The organism is Klebsiella sp. GB_Kp047 (assembly GCF_040065235.1).
Taxonomy (GTDB): Bacteria; Pseudomonadota; Gammaproteobacteria; order Enterobacterales; family Enterobacteriaceae; genus Klebsiella; species Klebsiella quasipneumoniae.
This window is the reverse complement of sequence record NZ_JBEAJG010000028.1, coordinates 246,453-265,034: the sequence shown is the minus strand read 5'-3', so window position 1 is coordinate 265,034 and position 18,582 is coordinate 246,453. Positions and strand designations below refer to the sequence as shown.

Annotated in this window: 18 protein-coding genes and 1 tRNA gene; 13 read left to right on the top strand and 6 right to left on the bottom strand. The window is 58.1% G+C overall.

From position 1 onward, the window contains the following. Nucleotides 1–28 precede the first annotated feature (28 nt). Nucleotides 29–538: a TRAP transporter small permease gene (locus ABLV76_RS09755; protein WP_094333716.1), complete on the top strand. Its 510-nt coding sequence runs from the start codon at nt 29–31 to the stop codon at nt 536–538. Continuing rightward, nucleotides 531–1,832 carry a TRAP transporter large permease subunit gene (locus ABLV76_RS09750; RefSeq protein ID WP_049004133.1) on the top strand — a complete coding sequence of 434 codons (1,302 nt, stop codon included), beginning with the start codon at nt 531–533 and terminating at the stop codon, nt 1,830–1,832. The genes ABLV76_RS09755 and ABLV76_RS09750 overlap by 8 nt, the downstream gene beginning before the upstream one ends. 47 nt (nt 1,833–1,879) lie before the next feature. On the opposite strand, the gene ABLV76_RS09745 is transcribed toward ABLV76_RS09750, so the two are convergent. Genes ABLV76_RS09745 through trmB form a run of 3 tightly spaced genes read right to left on the bottom strand, consistent with a single transcriptional unit; the run spans nt 1,880 to nt 3,695 of the window. Next, on the bottom strand, nt 1,880–2,599 hold the full coding sequence (locus ABLV76_RS09745) for a DUF2884 domain-containing protein (protein ID WP_146411919.1): 720 nt from the start codon (nt 2,597–2,599) through the stop codon (nt 1,880–1,882). A 50-nt stretch (nt 2,600–2,649) separates the two neighbouring features. Continuing rightward, complete coding sequence (locus tag ABLV76_RS09740; RefSeq protein WP_002916620.1) at nt 2,650–2,976, bottom strand: YggL family protein; 327 nt, start codon at nt 2,974–2,976, stop codon at nt 2,650–2,652. Further along, nucleotides 2,976–3,695 carry a tRNA (guanosine(46)-N7)-methyltransferase TrmB gene (gene trmB / locus ABLV76_RS09735; RefSeq protein WP_004205192.1) on the bottom strand — a complete coding sequence of 240 codons (720 nt, stop codon included), beginning with the start codon at nt 3,693–3,695 and terminating at the stop codon, nt 2,976–2,978. The genes ABLV76_RS09740 and trmB overlap by 1 nt, the downstream gene beginning before the upstream one ends. Nucleotides 3,696–3,831: 136 nt before the next feature. Between trmB and mutY the strand changes: the two genes are divergently transcribed. From mutY to ABLV76_RS09715, 4 genes are all read left to right on the top strand, one after another. Continuing rightward, complete coding sequence (gene mutY, locus ABLV76_RS09730) at nt 3,832–4,890, top strand: A/G-specific adenine glycosylase (protein WP_048325734.1); 1,059 nt, start codon at nt 3,832–3,834, stop codon at nt 4,888–4,890. Between the two features lie 27 nt (nt 4,891–4,917). Continuing rightward, the gene (locus ABLV76_RS09725) at nt 4,918–5,193 is read left to right on the top strand and encodes an oxidative damage protection protein (RefSeq protein ID WP_004105744.1); all 276 of its coding nucleotides are present in this window, start codon (nt 4,918–4,920) and stop codon (nt 5,191–5,193) included. A gap of 48 nt (nt 5,194–5,241) precedes the next feature. After that, a complete protein-coding gene (gene mltC / locus ABLV76_RS09720; protein WP_002916629.1) occupies nt 5,242–6,324 on the top strand; it encodes a membrane-bound lytic murein transglycosylase MltC in 1,083 nt (360 codons plus the stop codon). A gap of 190 nt (nt 6,325–6,514) precedes the next feature. Continuing rightward, the gene (locus tag ABLV76_RS09715; RefSeq protein WP_023319141.1) at nt 6,515–7,768 is read left to right on the top strand and encodes a nucleoside permease; all 1,254 of its coding nucleotides are present in this window, start codon (nt 6,515–6,517) and stop codon (nt 7,766–7,768) included. A 42-nt stretch (nt 7,769–7,810) separates the two neighbouring features. On the opposite strand, the gene ABLV76_RS09710 is transcribed toward ABLV76_RS09715, so the two are convergent. Beyond that, nucleotides 7,811–9,949 carry an ornithine decarboxylase gene (locus ABLV76_RS09710; RefSeq protein WP_017899763.1) on the bottom strand — a complete coding sequence of 713 codons (2,139 nt, stop codon included), beginning with the start codon at nt 9,947–9,949 and terminating at the stop codon, nt 7,811–7,813. A gap of 419 nt (nt 9,950–10,368) precedes the next feature. Between ABLV76_RS09710 and ABLV76_RS09705 the strand changes: the two genes are divergently transcribed. From ABLV76_RS09705 to ABLV76_RS09690, 4 genes are all read left to right on the top strand, one after another. Beyond that, the gene (locus ABLV76_RS09705) at nt 10,369–11,082 is read left to right on the top strand and encodes a DUF554 domain-containing protein (protein ID WP_004205197.1); all 714 of its coding nucleotides are present in this window, start codon (nt 10,369–10,371) and stop codon (nt 11,080–11,082) included. A 105-nt stretch (nt 11,083–11,187) separates the two neighbouring features. Continuing rightward, nucleotides 11,188–11,263, top strand: a tRNA-Phe gene (locus ABLV76_RS09700). 885 nt (nt 11,264–12,148) lie between these two features. Beyond that, nucleotides 12,149–13,525, top strand: a complete 1,377-nt coding sequence (locus ABLV76_RS09695; protein WP_072500772.1) for a cystathionine beta-synthase — start codon at nt 12,149–12,151, stop codon at nt 13,523–13,525. 10 nt (nt 13,526–13,535) lie between these two features. Continuing rightward, complete coding sequence (locus tag ABLV76_RS09690) at nt 13,536–14,684, top strand: PLP-dependent aspartate aminotransferase family protein (RefSeq protein WP_004205199.1); 1,149 nt, start codon at nt 13,536–13,538, stop codon at nt 14,682–14,684. Here the strand turns inward: ABLV76_RS09690 and ABLV76_RS09685 are convergent, their stop codons facing one another. Continuing rightward, the gene (locus ABLV76_RS09685; protein WP_004205200.1) at nt 14,685–15,596 is read right to left on the bottom strand and encodes a LysR family transcriptional regulator; all 912 of its coding nucleotides are present in this window, start codon (nt 15,594–15,596) and stop codon (nt 14,685–14,687) included. It lies immediately after the preceding gene. A 97-nt stretch (nt 15,597–15,693) separates the two neighbouring features. Between ABLV76_RS09685 and ABLV76_RS09680 the strand changes: the two genes are divergently transcribed. The 3 genes from ABLV76_RS09680 to ABLV76_RS09670 all read left to right on the top strand — a co-directional run bounded on the left by ABLV76_RS09680 (nt 15,694) and on the right by ABLV76_RS09670 (nt 17,115). After that, nucleotides 15,694–16,296: a short chain dehydrogenase gene (locus tag ABLV76_RS09680; protein ID WP_348878294.1), complete on the top strand. Its 603-nt coding sequence runs from the start codon at nt 15,694–15,696 to the stop codon at nt 16,294–16,296. 86 nt (nt 16,297–16,382) lie between these two features. Next, entirely contained in the window at nt 16,383–16,721 is a 339-nt protein-coding gene (locus tag ABLV76_RS09675) for a hypothetical protein (RefSeq protein ID WP_135683200.1), read from the top strand. A gap of 205 nt (nt 16,722–16,926) precedes the next feature. After that, nucleotides 16,927–17,115: a hypothetical protein gene (locus ABLV76_RS09670; RefSeq protein ID WP_004205204.1), complete on the top strand. Its 189-nt coding sequence runs from the start codon at nt 16,927–16,929 to the stop codon at nt 17,113–17,115. 195 nt (nt 17,116–17,310) lie between these two features. Here ABLV76_RS09670 and ABLV76_RS09665 read toward each other — a convergent pair whose 3' ends face one another. Then, nucleotides 17,311–18,492 carry a PLP-dependent aminotransferase family protein gene (locus ABLV76_RS09665; protein WP_004205205.1) on the bottom strand — a complete coding sequence of 394 codons (1,182 nt, stop codon included), beginning with the start codon at nt 18,490–18,492 and terminating at the stop codon, nt 17,311–17,313. Nucleotides 18,493–18,582: the final 90 nt, after the last annotated feature.

Sequence of the window (18,582 nt, the reverse complement as noted above, 5' to 3'; positions counted from 1 at the left end):
CTGGCCCGTCTTCACCAGGAAATCAACGATGATACTTAACCGCATCAAGCTGGCGGTGGACCGCACCATCGCCGCCTTCTCTGTCGCTGCTATGATTGCACTGGTTGTCTGCGTCGTCTGGCAGGTATTCAGCCGCTACGTGCTTAACCAGCCAAGCACCCTGACCGATGAGCTGGCGCGCTTCTTAATGATCTGGGTCGGGCTACTGGGCGCGGCCTACACCGTCGGCGCCCAGCGTCACCTGGCGATTGATTTACTCACCATGACGCTCTCTCCCCGCAGGCAGGCGCTGTTCAGCGTCATTATTAACCTGCTGATCCTGCTGTTTGCCGGCGCAGTGATTGTGACCGGCGGCGTAAAACTGATTGCAAAAACGCTGTCGACCGCCCAGGTCTCAGCCGCGATGCAGATCCCCATGGGCTACGTGTATCTGATCCTGCCGCTCACCGGCATCATGATGATGTTTTACGCATTGTGTTTTATCAATAACGGCCTGAAAAACATGAAACATGCAGAAGAAGGAGCAACTCATGGATAGCGCTATAGCACTGACGCTGTTTGGCGTTTTCTTTATTCTGGTTTTTATCGGCGTTCCCATCTCCTTCGCCATCGGTATTGCTACCGTTGGCTCGATGCTGCTGATGTTTCCCTGGGATATCGCGGTGATAACCGTGTCTCAACGCCTGGCGAACGGGCTTGATAACTTCGCGCTGCTGGCCATCCCCTTTTTTATCTTTGCCGGAACCCTGATGAACAGCGGCGGGATTGCAATACGCTTAATCAATCTGGCGCAGGTGATGGTTGGGCGAGTGCCCGGATCGCTGGGGCACGTTAACGTGCTGGCCAATATGATGTTCGGCTCGATTTCCGGTTCAGCCGTCGCGGCCGCCGCGGCGGTAGGCGGGACGCTGAATCCCATTCAGAGGCAAAAAGGCTACGATCCGACCTTTTCCACAGCGGTAAACGTCTCATCCTGCATCACGGGTCTGCTTATTCCGCCGTCAAACGTGCTGATCGTCTTTTCCCTGACAGCCGGCGGCGTCTCGGTCGCCTCGCTGTTTATGGCCGGTTATCTGCCGGGCATTCTGATGGGTCTGTCCATCATGCTGGTCTGCGGTTGCATCGCTAAACGCCGCGGCTATCCGGTTTCCGAACGGCCGACCTGTGCCCAGGCGGCAAAGGCTTTTTCCGACGCCCTACCCAGCCTGCTGCTGGTCATTATTGTGATGGGCGGGATCCTCGGCGGTATTTTCACCGCCACTGAGGCGTCCGCCATCGCCGTGGTCTACACCTTTATTCTCTCGGTGCTGATCTATCGTGAAGTCAAATGGCGCGATCTGCCGCAGCTGATTCTGGAGTCGGTGGTGACGACCTCTATCGTTCTGCTGCTGATTGGCTTTTCGGTCGGCATGTCGTGGGCGATGACCAATGCCGATATTCCCTACATGATAAGCGATGCGCTAATGGGGGTGTCGGAAAACCCAGTGGTGATCCTGCTGCTGATTAACATTGTGCTGCTAATCGTCGGCATTTTTATGGATATGACCCCAGCGGTGCTGATTTTCACGCCGATATTTCTGCCCATTGCTGAGGATTTGGGCATGAACCCGGTTCATTTCGGCATCATGATGGTCGCTAACCTGTGCATCGGCCTGCTGACCCCGCCGGTTGGCAGCGCGCTGTTTGTCGGCTGCTCCATTTCAGGGGTGAAAATTCAGCAGCTCATCAAACCGTTGCTGCCGTTCTACGCCGCCCTGCTGATCGCGCTGATGATGATTGTTTATATCCCGCCGATCTCGCTGTTTATTCCACAGCTGCTAGGGCTGATGTGATCGCCTGAGCGTCGTCGCTACCTGCGGGCGCAGGTAGCGAAATCAAGCTATTTTAACGAGCCAACCAGCGCTTTGCGGCTGTCCTCAAGGGAGACCACCCGGCTGCAGACGTCTTTACCAAACTGCTGGAAATCGGCCTCCTGGTTTTTCCACTCATCCTGGATAGCGGTTTGCAGACCGCCGAGGCTGCCGAGAATGCCCTGCAGCGGGTTGCCGCCGCCTTTGAGCACCGCTTTCGCCCCCATCTCGTTAATGCTGTCCTGCAAAATGCCGCCCATCGCCTGATTTACCAGCTGCTGGCCGTCGGCGCGCACCTGGTCGATGGCTTTATAGTGGAAGGTCAGGCCATCGCTGCGGCGCTCAATGATGCGGTTCATCTGTTCTTTCAGCTGCGCGTCCAGCTTGGTCAGACGACCGTGCATACTGCTATTGGCGCCGACCTGTTCGGTAATGATTTTATCCAGCGCCTTGCGGCCTTTTTCGACTCGCGAACGCGCGCCTTCGTCAATCCACGGCAGGCTGCTACGCAGACTGGCCTGGTAATCCTGCGCCTGTTCGCGCTGGGCGGCGCTGAGCGCATAAGCCTTGCCGTTAAAGGTCAGGTTGCCGTCCGGTTTGATCACCAGATTGCCGTTTTCCCCTTTCACCTGTACCTGCTGAGGGGTGAGGATCACATCGTCACGCGGCGTGACGCTACACTGGTAGTCCGCATGGGCAGACAAAGCGGTGATGGAGAGCGCCACCGCCAGCAGCGTTTTACGCATCATAAAACTCCCTTAAGACAAAACGGGCCGGCAGTTGCCGACCCTTGTCAAACTTAGTCCCACCAGACGTCAAAAAGTTCGCTGGTGCGCACATCCTCTAACTTACGCGCTTCCAGCCATTTGCGCACGATGGCCTGATGCTCTTCGGTGCATTTACCGATCTCCTGCATGCAGATCAGCCCCTCCCAGGAGAGATAGCCGCTGCCGTCAAAGGCCAGCTTGTTCGGCTCAATCACCTCTTCGATCAGATCGTTGACCGTCTGGTCGATCTGCTCTTCACTGGTCCCTTCCGGGAAACGCCAGGCGACGGAGAAGCCTAACTCCTGAAACTCGTCGATATGCATTTTTTTCCGCAGACGACGGCTACGATTCTTGGCCATTATTTCACCCTCTCGAACATTAAGTCCCATACGCCGTGGCCGAGACGATGGCCACGCTGTTCAAATTTGGTTACCGGGCGCGATTCCGGGCGCGGTACGTAATCGTTGCTTGCCGACTGGTTACGATACCCTTCCAGCGAGGACATCACTTCCAGCATATGGACGGCATAGGCTTCCCAGTCGGTCGCCATATGGAAGACGCCGCCGAGCTTCAGTTTGCTTTTCACCAGCTCGGCGAAAGGCGGCTGTACGATACGACGTTTATTATGGCGCGCTTTATGCCACGGGTCAGGGAAAAACAGCTGCACCATATTCAGCGAGTTATCCGGAATCATAGTGTGCAGCACTTCCACCGCATCGTGACACATCACGCGCAGGTTTTGCACACCTTCTTCTTCGGCCGAGGCCAGACAGGCGCCGACGCCCGGGGAGTGCACTTCGATGCCGAGGAAATTCTGTTCCGGTTTGGCTTTTGCCATCGCCACCAGCGAGGCGCCCATCCCGAAGCCAATTTCGAGGGTGACCGGCGCTTCGCGGCCAAACAGGGCGGCGAAATCGAGCGGCGCATCGTTGAATTCAACGCCCATCACCGGCCAAATGTTATCCAGCGCATGCTGCTGCCCTTTCGTCAGGCGGCCCTGGCGACGGACGAAGCTACGAATACGGCGCAGCGGGCGACCGTTTTCATCGAATTCCGGAGAAATGACGTCGTTTTTCATAAAAGTTTGGTCTGCTTGTGAATGTGTTCGGAAAACGGGCATTATCCAAAGTTACCCGGCGGATGCAAGGGTTTACAGCCACTCGCCCTTATGCTGCAATCTGCCCCCCTGTAATCGCGATCCCGGAGCCGTAGCTTTGACTTTTCTCGCCACGCAATTTTCAGCCCAGGTCCTGGACTGGTACGACAAATACGGGCGTAAAACCCTGCCCTGGCAAATCGCCAAGACGCCCTACAAAGTATGGCTCTCCGAAGTGATGTTGCAACAAACCCAGGTGACCACGGTTATCCCCTATTTTGAACGCTTTATGGCGCGTTTCCCTACGGTGGTCGATCTCGCCAACGCGCCGCTGGATGAAGTGCTGCATCTGTGGACCGGACTGGGTTATTACGCGCGGGCGCGCAACTTACACAAAGCGGCGCAGCAGGTGGCGACGCAGCACGGCGGCGAATTCCCGCAGACTTTTGACGAAGTGGCGGCGCTTCCCGGCGTCGGGCGCTCAACGGCGGGGGCCATTTTATCGCTTTCGCTAGGTCAGCATTATCCGATTCTCGACGGCAACGTGAAGCGCGTGCTCGCCCGCTGCTATGCTGTCAGCGGCTGGCCGGGGAAAAAAGAGGTGGAAAAACGGCTGTGGGAGATCAGCGAAGCGGTCACGCCGGCGAAGGGCGTGGAGCGTTTTAACCAGGCGATGATGGATCTCGGGGCGATGGTTTGCACCCGCTCGAAGCCGAAGTGCGAACTGTGCCCGCTGAGCAACGGCTGCGTGGCCTACGCCAATCATTCATGGGCAGAATATCCGGGCAAAAAACCGAAGCAGACCATTCCGGAACGCACCGGCTATTTTCTGCTGATGCAGCACGGTGACGAGGTGTTTCTCGCCCAACGTCCGCCGGTGGGTCTGTGGGGCGGATTGTTCTGTTTTCCGCAGTTTGCCGACGAAGCGGGCCTGCGCGAGTGGCTGGCACAGCGCCAGATTAAGGCCGATAATCTGACGCAGCTCACCGCTTTTCGCCACACTTTCAGCCATTTCCACCTGGATATTGTGCCGATGTGGCTTACAGTGCACTCATCTGGCGCATACATGGATGAAGGCAACGCACTCTGGTATAACTTAGCGCAGCCGCCGTCGGTTGGTCTGGCGGCCCCCGTGGAGCGCTTGTTGCAACAGTTAAAAGCCGGAACGCCGGTATAAATTTTCGGCTATCAAAGAGGATTGATTATGAGCAGAACCATTTTTTGTACCTTCCTGCAGCGTGAAGCGGACGGCCAGGATTTTCAGCTGTATCCGGGCGAACTCGGGAAGCGCATTTACAACGAAATCTCCAAAGAAGCCTGGGCGCAGTGGCAGCACAAGCAGACCATGCTGATCAACGAGAAAAAGCTCAGCATGATGAACCCGGAGCACCGCAAGCTGCTGGAGCAGGAAATGGTGCAGTTCCTGTTTGAAGGGAAAGATGTGCACATCGAAGGCTATACGCCGCCGGAAAAACAGTAAGGGCCCTGCGGCCTTTTAAAAACAAACACAACACGCACGCCCGGAATGATGAAAAAATACTTAGCGCTCGCGCTGATTGCGCCGTTGCTCGTTTCGTGTTCCAGCTCCAATAAAAAAGGCGCCGAATACAACGAGGCCTGGGTCAAGGATACCAACGGTTTTGATATCCTGATGGGCCAGTTTGCCCACAACATCGAGAACATTTGGGGGTACAACGAAGTCCTGCTCGCCGGGCCGAAGGACTACGTCAAATACACCGACCAGTATCAAACCCGCAGCCACATCAACTTCGATGAAGGGACGATCACCGTCGAGACCATCGCCGGCACCGATCCGCGCGGACGACTGCGCCAGGCGATCGTCAAAACCCTGCTGATGGGCGATGACCCCAACTCCATCGACCTCTATTCCGATGTCGATGACATTCAGATCTCCAAAGAGCCGTTCCTCTATGGCCAGGTGGTGGATAACACCGGGGCATCGATTCGTTGGGAGTGGCGCGCCGCGCGCTTTGCCGACTATCTGCTGCAAACCCGCCTGAAGAGCCGCAACAACGGCCTGCGCGTGGTCTACAGCATCACCATCAACCTGGTGCCGAACCACCTCGACAAACGTGCGCATAAATACCTCGGCATGGTGCGTCAGGCCTCGCGTAAGTACGGGGTTGATGAGTCGCTGATCCTCGCGATTATGCAGACCGAATCCTCCTTTAACCCTTATGCGGTCAGCCATGCCGACGCCATGGGGCTGATGCAGGTAGTCCAGCACAGCGCCGGAAGAGACGTCTTCCGTTCCCAGGGTAAATCGGGCCTGCCAAGCCGTAGCTATCTGTTCGACCCGGCGAATAACATTGACACCGGTACTGCCTACCTGGCGATGCTGAACAATGTCTACCTTGCTGGCATCGATAACCCCACCTCGCGTCGCTACGCGGTGATCACCGCCTATAACGGCGGCGCCGGCAGCGTGCTGCGGGTCTTCTCCAGCGATAAAGTCCAGGCGGCCAATATCATCAACAGCATGGCGCCAGGTGACGTCTACCAGACGCTGACCACCCGTCATCCGTCGGCGGAATCGCGCCGCTATCTGTATAAAGTTAACACGGCGCAGAAAAGCTACCGCCGTAAATAACCCCCTCCTGACACCGGCCTCTGCCACGCGCTGAGGCCGCTTTTTTTCTGCGCCATACTGTGGAATATCTTTCGGTTTTCTGCGGCAGTTAACAGAAGCCTTCAGCTGGTGAATGATAGAATCGCATCAAAATAACGGGATTAATGTTATTTTAAAAACATAACAAGCCCACATTCGTGAGGATAACTACATGAATCTTAAGCTGCAGCTCAAAATACTGTCGTTCCTGCAGTTCTGCCTTTGGGGGAGCTGGCTCACCACGCTTGGCTCATACATGTTTGTCACGCTGAAGTTTGATGGCGCGGCTATCGGCGCAGTATATAGCTCGCTCGGTATCGCCGCGGTGTTGATGCCGACGCTGCTCGGCATCGTCGCCGATAAGTGGATCAGCGCCAAATGGGTGTATGCCGCTTGCCATCTGGTGGGCGCGCTGACGCTGTATCTGGCGGCGCAGGTCACCACGCCGGGCGAGATGTTCCTTGTGATCCTCCTCAACTCGCTGGCCTATATGCCGACGCTGGGGCTGATTAACACCATCTCTTACTACCGCCTGCAGTCGGCGGGGCTGGATATCGTCACCGATTTCCCGCCGATCCGGATCTGGGGCACCATCGGCTTTATCTTCGCCATGTGGGGCGTCAGCTTCTCCGGCTTCGAACTGAGCCATATGCAGCTGTACATTGGCGCGACGCTGTCGGTCCTGCTGACGCTGTTCACCCTGACGCTGCCGACGATCCCGGTGGCTAACGCCCAGCGTAATCAAAGCTGGACGGAGATGCTGGGGCTTAACGCTTTTGCGCTGTTTAAAAACAAGCGCATGGCAATCTTCTTTATCTTCTCGATGATGCTAGGCGCCGAGCTGCAAATCACCAACATGTTCGGTAATACCTTCCTGCACAGCTTCGATAAAGATCCGCTGTTTGCCGGCAGCTTTATCGTCGAACACGCCTCGGTGCTGATGTCGATCTCGCAGATCTCCGAGACGCTGTTTATCCTGACCATTCCGTTCTTCCTCAGCCGCTACGGCATTAAGAACGTGATGCTTATCAGTATCGTGGCGTGGATGCTGCGCTTCGGCCTGTTCGCCTTCGGCGATCCGACACCGTTCGGCACCGTGCTGCTGGTGCTATCGATGATCGTCTACGGCTGCGCTTTCGACTTCTTCAACATCTCTGGTTCAGTGTTCGTGGAGAAAGAGGTGCGTCCGGAAATCCGCGCCAGCGCCCAGGGCATGTTCCTGATGATGACCAACGGCTTCGGCTGTATTCTCGGTGGCATGGTGAGCGGCAAAGTGGTGGAGCACTTTACCGTCGAAGGGATCACTAACTGGCAGAGCGTGTGGCTGATTTTCGCCGGCTATTCGCTGGTGCTGGCTTTTGCCTTCGTGGCGCTGTTCAAATACAAACACGTCAGACAACCGACCGCCGCGCAGCAGAGCGCGTGATCGTCAAAAGCAAAACGCCCCGCCGGTTCAGCGGGGCGTTTTTTATCCCTTCAGCACGTAGCCATACAGCCGCTTAATGCCGTCCGAATCCGTCTCACTATATACCCCCTGCAGCTCCGGCGAGAAGCCCGGCAGCATATTAACCCCCTCTTCCAGCGCAAGGAAATAGCGCAGTACAGCGCCACCCCAGACCTCACCGGGCACCACGCATAATACCCCCGGCGGATACGGCAGCGCCCCTTCCGCCGCGACGCGGCCCTCCGCCTCGCTCAGACGCACCAGCTCCACGTCGCCGCGGATAAATTCGCGGTTGGCATCCTGGGGATTCATCACCACCCGCGGGAAGCTCCGTTTACGGAACATCTCTTTTTGCAGGCTCTTCACGTCAAAGCTGACGTACAGATCGTGCATCTCCTGGCACAGTTCGCGCAGGGTATAGTCGCGATAACGCACCGGGTATTTGTTATAGATGGTCGGCAACACATCGGCCAGCGGCGTATCCGCTTCAATATGCTGTTCAAACTGCCCCAGCATCGCCACCAGCTGCGCCATTTTTTCGGCGCTTTCCGCCGGCGTCAGCAGGAACAGAATCGAGTTGAGATCGCACTTCTCCGGCACGATGCCGTTTTCCCGCAGGTAATGCGCCAGAATGGTCGCCGGGATGCCGAACTCACTGTACTCCCCGCTCTCCGCGTCGATGCCCGGGGTGGTCAACAACAGCTTGCACGGGTCGACAAAATACTGGTCGTCGGCATAGCCCTCGAAGCCATGCCAGCGCGCGCCCGGTTCGAAGCTGAAGAAACGGCGCTCCCGGGCGATCGCCTCAGTCGGGTGATCCTGCCACGGGCGCCCCGCCACTATCGGCGGAATAAAAGGCTGGATCATCTTGCAATTGGCGATGATCGCTTTGCGCGCCTCGATGCCCAGCGCCACGCATTCGGCCCACAGGCGGCGGCCGCTCTCGCCTTCGTGGATTTTGGCGTTGACGTCCAGTGCGGCGAACAGCGGATAAAACGGGCTGGTAGAGGCATGCAGCATAAAGGCGTTATTCAGCCGCTTGTGCGGACAGAAGCGCGCCTGGCCGCGCAGATGGTTATCCTTTTTATGGATCTGCGACGTCTGCGAGAAACCGGCCTGCTGCTTGTGAACGGACTGGGTGACAAAAATGCCCGGATCGTCCGGGGTCAGCTCCAGCAGCAGCGGCGAACAGTCGGCCATCATCGGGATAAACTGCTCATAGCCCACCCACGCCGAGTCGAACAGGATGTAATCGCAGAGGTGGCCGATTTTATCGACCACCTGGCGGGCGTTATAGACCGTGCCGTCATAGGTTCCGAGCTGGATTACCGCCAGACGAAACGGGCGAGAGGCCGTGGCTTTCTCTGGCGCCGCTTCACGGATGAGATCCCGCAGGTAGCGCTCATCAAAGCAGCGCTCGTCAATACCGCCGATAAAGCCGAACGGATTGCGCGCGGCTTCAAGATAGACAGGCGTCGCTCCAGCCTGAATCAGCGCCCCGTGATGGTTTGACTTGTGGTTGTTGCGATCGAACAGCACCAGATCGCCGCGGGTCAACAGCGCGTTGGTCACGACTTTGTTGGCCGCCGAGGTGCCGTTAAGGACGAAGTAGGTTTTATCCGCATTAAAGACCTTCGCGGCGAACTTCTGCGCGTGCTTGGCCGACCCTTCGTGGATCAGCAGATCGCCTAATTTTACGTCGGCGTTACACATATCGGCGCGAAAGACGTTTTCGCCAAAAAAGTCATAGAACTGGCGGCCTGCGGGATGCTTTTTGAAAAAGGCCCCGTGCTGGTGTCCCGGACAGGCAAAGGTGCTGTTATCCATTTCGACGTACTGGGTCAGCGTATTGAAAAACGGCGGCAGCAGACGCGCTTCATAATCGCAGGCCGCCGCTTCCAGCTCCAGCCACTCCTGATCTTTACCGGCGATCACCGCCTGTACCCCCTCCGGCTTATCGACCGCCGTCTCGCTCAGCAGGTAGACCGGCAGGTTAAATCCGCTACGCCTGAGGAGGGCGAGGATGCCGCTGCGACTGTCCGCCGCGGTGATGACGACTGCCGCCACATCGGTAAAATCGGTACTGTCCAGCGCCACAACGCGACGGTGGGTGGACAAGCGGGTGACCAGCTCGCAGCTGGCGGCAATGTGCATGGATTTCATAAGCGCAAATGCCCGTATCGGGAGTGTAAAAATCTCAGGCAAGGGAAACCTTGCCCAACGATGTGTCCGGGTCTGACGGATTCAGCTCCGACCGCCGGACATCAGTAAAAGCAGACGCGTCCGATCTTACTGTTGCCCTACAGTGAGCATACGTGTCCTTCACCGCATGGTGAACAGAGGGGTAAGCGTAGCAAGATGAGGCAGCCCACGCATCTGTGCGCGGCGTCGCTGGCGAGGTAATGGCAGTGTCGTCATCGGCGGCCTCATATCAGGGAGGAGAAAATTCGCGCAATCATGGCACCTTTCCCCGACAGGCGCAAGATGAAAACCGTATGCACTTATATCACGGATACACAAGCTTTCACGGCGGGTTAACGTCATAATCATTCGGTTATCAGGGATATTTAACAGGAGTCAGCGTGGTTACAGGACCTTTTATTAATGCCAGCGCGGTGCTGGTCGGCGGCGTGTTAGGCGCCTTACTCAGCCAGCGGTTGCCGGAACGGATCCGCACATCCATGACCTCAATTTTTGGTCTGGCGTCATTAGGCATCGGCATTTTACTGGTGATCAAATGCGCCAATCTGCCGGTGATGGTGCTGTCGACCCTGGTGGGAACGCTGCTCGGCGAAATTTGTAATATGGAAAAAGGGATTAATACGCTGGTCAGTCAGCTCCAGCAGTTGCTGACGCCGAAGGGTAAGAAAAAAGCCTCGGCTCATGACTCCTATATTCAGAGCTATGTGGCGATTATCGTCCTGTTCTGCGCCAGCGGCACCGGCGTCTTCGGCGCCATGCGCGAAGGGATGACCGGCGACGCCAGCATTCTGATTGCCAAAGCGTTTCTCGATTTTTTCACCGCCACCATTTTCGCTTGTACCCTGGGCATTGCCGTCGCCGCCATCAGCGTACCGATGCTACTTATCCAGCTGACTCTCGCGGCCTGCGCGGCGATCATTATGCCGCTCACCACGCCGATGATGCTGGCGGATTTCAGCGCCGTCGGCGGTATGCTGCTGGTGGCCACCGGGCTGCGCATCTGCGGAATAAAAATGTTTGCCGTGGTGAATATGCTGCCTGCGCTGGTGCTGGCGATGCCGATCTCAGCGGCCTGGACGCTGTTTTTTGCCTGAAGACGCGTGCTTTTAGCGCAATGTGGTGATAGATTGTTCAGTCTGCTGCAAAACAGATAAATTTCGTTGACGAGGCGCGGCGATTACGGTTTAATGCGCCCCGTTGCCCGGATAGCTCAGTCGGTAGAGCAGGGGATTGAAAATCCCCGTGTCCTTGGTTCGATTCCGAGTCCGGGCACCACTATTTAAAGAACCCGCCTACAAGGCGGGTTTTTGCTTTTCTGTAGCCGGACTCTTCATCGAACTCCGTTCGATTATTCGCCGCGCAGCGGCTCACCCCTTCGGGGCCAGCGCGACACGCGCGCTGTTCAACGCCTGCGGCGTTAGTCCGAGTCCGGGCACCACTATTTAAAGAACCCGCCTACAAGGCGGGTTTTTGCTTTTCTGTAGCCGGACTCTTCATCGAACTCCGTTCGATTATTCGCCGCGCAGCGGCTCACCCCTTCGGGGCCAGCGCGACACGCGCGCTGTTCAACGCCTGCGGCGTTAGTCCGAGTCCGGGCACCACTATTTAAAGAACCCGCCCACAAGGCGGGTTTTTGCGTTTCTGTAGCCGGACTCTCCATCGAACTGCGTTCGATTATTCGCCGCACAGCGGCTCACCCCTTCGGGGCCAGCGCGACACGCGCGCTGTTCAACGCCTGCGGCGTTAGTCCGAGTCCGGGCACCACTATTTAAAGAACCCGCCCACAAGGCGGGTTTTTGCGTTTCTGTAGCCGGACTCTTCATCGAACAACGCTAACCCGTGATTCTCTGCTGCACTTTTCTCCTGGTGAGCCAGCTGCCACTTAACGGCCAGCGCAGACCGCCTCTCCCCATAGAATCTTTTCGCAAATACATTTTCAAATATCAGATAACCCGCTGATTCAAATCGCCATTCTGTCGTTAAAAGCGGCTAAAAACGCCCTTTTCTGGCAATCGATCCGCCCAGGCGGCTACCCTGCTTTCCCTCTGGATGGCTGAACAGCATCTTATATTCCATTTTGCGCTAAATGACAGAGAAATGTTCTTTAAATTACCGATTTCACAGACCTACCATGCAAAAATATCTTAAACGAGTGGGTAAATGGTTATGTCACTGTTTCATTCCGTGAGCGACCTGATCGGTCATACTCCCCTGCTCCAGTTGCACAAACTGGATACCGGGCCCTGCAGTCTGTTTTTAAAACTGGAAAATCAGAACCCGGGCGGATCAATTAAAGATCGGGTTGCGCTGTCGATGATTAACGAAGCCGAGCGCCAGGGCAAACTGGCGCCCGGCGGGACAATTATCGAAGCCACTGCCGGCAATACCGGCCTCGGCCTGGCGCTGATCGCGGCGCAGAAAAATTACCGCCTGATCCTGGTGGTGCCGGACAAAATGAGCCGCGAGAAAATCTTTCACCTGCGGGCGCTGGGCGCGACGGTGCTGCTCACCCGTTCCGACGTCAATAAAGGTCACCCGGCCTATTACCAGGATTATGCACGCCGCCTTGCCGATGAAACGCCGGGGGCTTTTTATATCGACCAGTTTAACAACGACGCTAATCCGCTGGCGCACGCGACCTCCACCGCGCCAGAACTTTTCCAGCAGCTGGAGGGCGACATCGACGCCATCGTGGTCGGCGTTGGCTCTGGCGGCACGCTGGGCGGGCTTCAGGCCTGGTTTGCAGAACACTCGCCGAAAACGGAATTTATCCTCGCCGATCCGGCGGGCTCGATCCTTGCCGATCAGGTTGATACCGGACGCTACGGCGAAACGGGATCCTGGCTGGTCGAAGGGATTGGAGAAGATTTCATCCCGCCGCTGGCCAGGCTGGAGGGGGTGCATACCGCCTATCGCGTCAGCGACCGCGAAGCGTTCCACACCGCGCGCCAGCTGCTGCAGGTCGAGGGTGTGCTGGCCGGATCCTCCACCGGCACCCTGCTCAGCGCCGCGCTGCGCTACTGCCGGGCGCAAAGCCGTCCGAAGCGGGTGGTGACCTTCGCCTGCGACAGCGGCAATAAATACCTGTCAAAAATGTTCAACGACGACTGGATGCGCCAGCAAGGGCTGATCGCCCGCCCCGAACAGGGCGATCTCAGTGATTTTATCGCCCTGCGCCATGACGAAGGCGCTACCGTCACGGCCGCGCCGGACGACACCCTGGCCGCGGTCTTTACCCGCATGCGGCTGTATGACATCTCCCAACTGCCGGTTCTGGAGGATGGCCGCGTGGTCGGCATCGTCGATGAGTGGGATTTGATCCGCCACGTACAGGGCGATCGCCAACGCTTCTCCCTGCCGGTCAGCGAAGCGATGAGCCGCCATGTTGAAACTCTCGATAAGCGTGCGCCAGAGAGCGAACTGCAGGCCATTCTCGATCGCGGTCTGGTGGCGGTGATCGCTGACAACGCGCGTTTTCTTGGCCTGGTCACCCGCAGCGATGTACTGACCGCCTGGCGTAACCAAGTAGCACAATAAGGAATTTTTTATGTCATCTATCCACACCCTGAGCGTACATAGCGGAACCTTCACCGACAGCCACGGCGCAGTGATGCCGCCTATTTATGCCACCTCCACTTTCGCTCAGCCGGCGCCGGGGCAGCATACCGGCTATGAATATTCCCGCAGCGGGAATCCTACCCGCCATGCGCTGGAGACGGCGATCGCCGACCTGGAAAACGGTACGCGCGGCTACGCGTTCGCCTCCGGGCTGGCCGCCATCGCCACCGTGCTGGAGCTGCTGGATAAGGACAGTCACCTGGTGGCGGTCGATGATGTGTATGGCGGCACTTACCGCCTGCTGGAAAACGTACGCCGCCGTAGCGCTGGTCTGCAGGTGAGCTGGGTGAAACCCGACGACCTGGCGGGAATTGAAGCGGCGATCCGCCCCGATACGCGCATGATCTGGGTGGAAACGCCCACCAACCCGCTGCTGAAGCTGGCGGATCTCAGCGCTATCGCCGCTATCGCGCGCCGCCATAACCTGATCAGCGTCGCCGATAACACTTTCGCCTCGCCGGCGATCCATCGCCCGCTGGAGCACGGGTTTGATATTGTGGTCCACTCCGCGACTAAGTACCTCAATGGCCATTCCGATGTCGTCGCCGGCCTGGCGGTGGTCGGCGATAACGCCGCGCTCGCGGAGAAGCTTGGCTACCTGCAGAATGCGGTAGGCGGCGTACTCGACCCGTTCAGCAGCTTCCTGACGCTACGCGGCATCCGCACCCTGGCGCTGCGGATGGAGCGCCACAGCGCGAACGCGCTGCAGCTCGCCGAATGGCTGGAACAGCAGCCGGAGGTAGAGCGAGTCTGGTTCCCCTGGCTGGCCTCGCACCCGCACCATCAGCTGGCGCGCCGGCAAATGGCCCTGCCCGGCGGCATGATTTCGGTAGTGGTGAAAGGCGATGACGGTTACGCCGAACGCATCATCAGCAAGCTGCGCTGGTTCACCCTTGCGGAGAGTCTGGGCGGCGTCGAGAGCCTGGTGAGCCAGCCCTTCAGCATGACCCATGCCTCGATCCCGCTGGAGAAGCGCCTGGCGAACGGCATCACGCCGCAGCTGATCCGCCTGTCGGTCGGGATCGAAGATCCTCACGATCTGATTGCCGACTGGCAGCAGGCGCTTCGGGAGGAGTGATTATTCCGACGCGCGGGTCGTCGCCAGCGCGTCAGGCATTCCCTGCTGAAGGTGGGCGATAAACTGCGTCAACTTCGGCAGGGGCCGGCGATCCTGGCGCCAGAGCAGATGCACGGGCCTCGGCTGTGGGGTCCACGCCTCCAGCACCCGCACCAGGCTGCCGCTGGCCAGCGCATCGGCCAGCAGTACCTCCGGCTGCATCAGCAGCCCAGCCCCGGCGATCGCCGCCTGGCGCAGCGCATAGCCATCGTTACAGCGCAAAACCGCATCGCGCTTCCAGCGCACTTCCCCTTCCATGCCCGGCAGCCGCCACTCGTTGCGGGCGGTCCAGACCGTATGGGACAGGCAGAGATGATCGGCGAGATCTTCCGGCCTCCCGGGCGTTCCGTAACGCGCCAGATAAGCCGGCGCGGCGCAGATCACCATCCGATACGGCGCCAGGTAGCGAGCCACCAGATCCTCCTGATGGATCTCGCCAATGCGGATCGCCAGGTCGAACCCCTCATCCACCAGATCGACCATCCGGTTGGTCAGATCCAGTTCCACCCGGACCGCTGGCCAGGCCTGCAGAAAGGTGGCGGTCAGGGGCGCGATCACGCTGGCGCCGAACGAGGTGGGCGCGCTCACCCGCAGGGTGCCGGCGGGCGCCAGCCGCAGCCGCTCAACGGCGCTTTCGGCGATGGAGACCTGCTCCATCACCCGTTTCGCTTCGTCAAAATAGACCCGCCCGGCGTCGGTGAGGCTCTGGCGTCGGGTGTTACGCTCCAGCAGGCGCGTCGCCAGCTGGGTTTCCAGCTGGGCGATATATTTCCCGACCATCACCGCCGACAGCCCCAGGCGCGACGCCGCCCCGGTAAAGCTGCCGCACTCCACCACGGCAATAAACGTCTCCATCCCTCGCAGCTTATCCATATTGCTAACCTCTGGTTAGTAATGTTCTAACTTTTAGCCAGTTTATCCGATATCCGTTTTATTAAAGAATAGCCTCTCACCTCATCAGGAGTCTGCCATGAAAATTATCGTTATCGGTGCCAGCGGCACCATTGGTCGCGCGGTCAGCGAAGAACTGAGCCAGAGACATGACGTTATCCGCGTCGGCCGCACCCGGGGGGATTATCAGGTGGATATCACCTCGCAGGAGAGCGTCGAGGCGCTGTTTGCGCAGACCGGCGAAGTAGACGCCATCGTCTCCACCACCGGTAATCTACACTTTGGGCCGTTAAGCACCATGACCGACAGCCAGTTCAACCTCGGTCTGCAGGACAAACTGCTGGGGCAAATTCGCCTGGCGCTGGTCGGCCAGCATTTCCTGGGCGACGGCGGGTCGATTACCCTGGTCAGCGGCATTGTCGCGCAGGAGCCGATTGCTCAGGGCGTCAATGCCACGACGGTCAACGCCGGTCTGGAAGGCTTTGTGCGGGCCGCCGCCTGCGAACTGCCGCGCGGGATCCGCATCAATCTCATCAGCCCCACCGTGCTCAGCGAGTCGCTGGCGGCCTACGGCGACTTTTTCCCTGGCTTTGCCAGCGTTCCCGCCGCCGCCGTAGCACAGGCCTATCGCCGCAGCATTGAAGGGGGGCAAACCGGCCGCATCTACCCGGTCGGCTACTAGCCTGTGCCGGCCCGCCGGGGCCGGCGCTTACATCAGGCCGTCGTTGCAGGTACACTGACGGCTGATTGTCTCCGGCCGAAAAACTGATGTTGAAAAAATTATCCTTAATTATCCCGCTGCTGGCGCTTACCGCGCTGCTGGTCTGGTGGTTCACTCCGCATTACACCGAGGAAGACGAAGCTTACTACCGGGCGGTATTTTGCGTGATCGATCATGACGACAGCCGCCAGTTCCTCCACGATATGCAAAACATCGTCGAGGGGGGGAATTCTGACTACGCGCTGCATAAAGCACATTACCTGCCGGCGCTGGGGCAGCGGATGCTGGACACCTGGCATCAGCTCAGCCCGCAGGAACAGCAGGCGCTGCGTCAGGACCAGCAGCGCTGTGGCGAGATATTACGAGCAAAACAGCAGGGTAAATAATCCCGGCGGGCTGGCGAAACCGCAGCCCGTCACAGCGCCCGATAAGATCCCGCTGTTGACGAGCCGATCGCTGTCACAAAATCCTCCTCTATCACCGAGCCACAGGAGGACGTTTTTTTCTGCAGTCGTATACGATAAAAAGTAGTTGATCTGGTACGAACTAACTCTTATTTTGCTTCTCAGTTTTCAAAATGAGATAAAACTGATGCCTGTCATTATTGCCAGTAGTGTTAAAGAAGCCAAAGCGTTAATTAACGGTGGGGAATACAGGGAAATTATTCTTAACTTCGATATTGATGCCGATGACTTTTTCTCTCTCGCCAGCCATTCGGCTGGGACAAAAATCTCCATCTCCGACCGAAACGATCGTTCTCCGGTAAAATCAGCAAAATAATTAACCCGTGAGGGACATCTATGTGGTTGTTTATTGGTACCTTTGCGGTGGCTTTTCTCGCAGCGCTGATGTTGGTCTGGCTGGATGATCGCATCGTCGATACGGAGTGACCCCAGCGCTGAACGCTAGCGTCACTCCCTCTCGCTATTGAAGCGAAGAGGATGCGCCGCCGCTAAGCGGCGCACAGCAGGACCGTTACAGGGAGGCCGCCAGCCGCTCAACGGCCGTCAGCAGCCCGGCTTCCGACACCGTTGAGTAGGAAAGACGCAGGGTACGGGTATCCGGATTATCGTGATAAAACGCTTCCCCCGGAACGTATACCACGCCGTTTTCCAGCGTTTTCTTCATCCATTCCATGGTATCGAACGGATAGCGGAAACGCGCCCACAGGAACATCCCCCCCTGCGGGCGGCTGAATTCCAGGTGCTCGCCAAGGCGGCTTTCCAGCGCATCGGCCAGCGCCACGCACTTCTTGCGATAGTCTTCGCGAATCAACGCAATCTGGTTATCCAGCCGGTTCAGGCTGAGGTATTCCGCGGTGATCACCTGCGACAGCATATTGGTATGCAGATCCGCCGCCTGCTTCACGATCACCGTCTGCTGCGCCAGCCAGTCCGGCATGACGATCCAGCCGATACGCATCCCCGGCGCGAGGATCTTTGAAAACGTCGAGGTGTAAACCACTTGATCTTCACAGCCCAGCTCAACAGCGTGCTGATAGAGCGGGCGTCGCACGGCGTCAGTAAAGCTAATTTCACCGTAGGGATCGTCTTCCAGAATGACGAAGTCATATTTTTTCGCCAGCTCGACCAGCCGGCGACGACGCGCCTCGCTCAGCGTTTTGCCGCCGGGGTTGCCGAACGTCGGCACCAGGTAAACAGCTTTGACGCGGGTGGTCTCCAGCAGGTCGGCCAGCTGCTCCACCAGCATCCCGTCATCATCGGTATCGACGCTGAGAATATTGGCCTGCGCCAGCTGAAACACCTGCAGCGCCGCCAGATAGGTGGGTCGCTCAACGACGATAGTATCGCCTGGATCGAGCAGCGTGCGGGCAACGATATCCAGCGATTGCTGGGAGCCGGAGGTGATATAGACCTGAGCGGCTGAACAGGTCACGCCACGGGAGTGGCAGATTTCACTCACCGCCTGACGCAGCGGCGGGTAGCCTTCCGTCAGACCGTACTGAAATGCGTCATGAAAACGCTCGCTCATCACCTTCTGCACCGCCAGCTCCAGGCCTTCGGTATCAAACAGTTCCGGGGCCGGAATGCCGCCGCCAAGCGAGATCACGCCCGGCAGTTTACTGTGCTTGAGAAGTTCGCGGACGGCGGAGGGCTTGAGTTCACCCGCGCGGGCGGCGAGACGCCGATCGTGCATACTATTTTCCTTTTCTGTCTTGTTGTTGTGTTAATTATCTTGGCTTTGTTGCAGGTGTTCCCCGGCGGCGCTTACCAGTCCGGGCTATCC

Coding starts and splice junctions, on each gene's coding strand:
- ABLV76_RS09755 (WP_094333716.1), top strand. CDS start 29: ATGATACTTAACCGCATCAAGCTGGCGGTGGACCGCACCATCGCCGCC.
- ABLV76_RS09750 (WP_049004133.1), top strand. CDS start 531: ATGGATAGCGCTATAGCACTGACGCTGTTTGGCGTTTTCTTTATTCTG.
- ABLV76_RS09745 (WP_146411919.1), bottom strand. CDS start 2,599: ATGATGCGTAAAACGCTGCTGGCGGTGGCGCTCTCCATCACCGCTTTG.
- ABLV76_RS09740 (WP_002916620.1), bottom strand. CDS start 2,976: ATGGCCAAGAATCGTAGCCGTCGTCTGCGGAAAAAAATGCATATCGAC.
- trmB (WP_004205192.1), bottom strand. CDS start 3,695: ATGAAAAACGACGTCATTTCTCCGGAATTCGATGAAAACGGTCGCCCG.
- ABLV76_RS09725 (WP_004105744.1), top strand. CDS start 4,918: ATGAGCAGAACCATTTTTTGTACCTTCCTGCAGCGTGAAGCGGACGGC.
- mltC (WP_002916629.1), top strand. CDS start 5,242: ATGAAAAAATACTTAGCGCTCGCGCTGATTGCGCCGTTGCTCGTTTCG.
- ABLV76_RS09715 (WP_023319141.1), top strand. CDS start 6,515: ATGAATCTTAAGCTGCAGCTCAAAATACTGTCGTTCCTGCAGTTCTGC.
- ABLV76_RS09710 (WP_017899763.1), bottom strand. CDS start 9,949: ATGAAATCCATGCACATTGCCGCCAGCTGCGAGCTGGTCACCCGCTTG.
- ABLV76_RS09695 (WP_072500772.1), top strand. CDS start 12,149: ATGGTTATGTCACTGTTTCATTCCGTGAGCGACCTGATCGGTCATACT.
- ABLV76_RS09690 (WP_004205199.1), top strand. CDS start 13,536: ATGTCATCTATCCACACCCTGAGCGTACATAGCGGAACCTTCACCGAC.
- ABLV76_RS09685 (WP_004205200.1), bottom strand. CDS start 15,596: ATGGATAAGCTGCGAGGGATGGAGACGTTTATTGCCGTGGTGGAGTGC.
- ABLV76_RS09680 (WP_348878294.1), top strand. CDS start 15,694: ATGAAAATTATCGTTATCGGTGCCAGCGGCACCATTGGTCGCGCGGTC.
- ABLV76_RS09675 (WP_135683200.1), top strand. CDS start 16,383: ATGTTGAAAAAATTATCCTTAATTATCCCGCTGCTGGCGCTTACCGCG.
- ABLV76_RS09670 (WP_004205204.1), top strand. CDS start 16,927: ATGCCTGTCATTATTGCCAGTAGTGTTAAAGAAGCCAAAGCGTTAATT.
- ABLV76_RS09665 (WP_004205205.1), bottom strand. CDS start 18,492: ATGCACGATCGGCGTCTCGCCGCCCGCGCGGGTGAACTCAAGCCCTCC.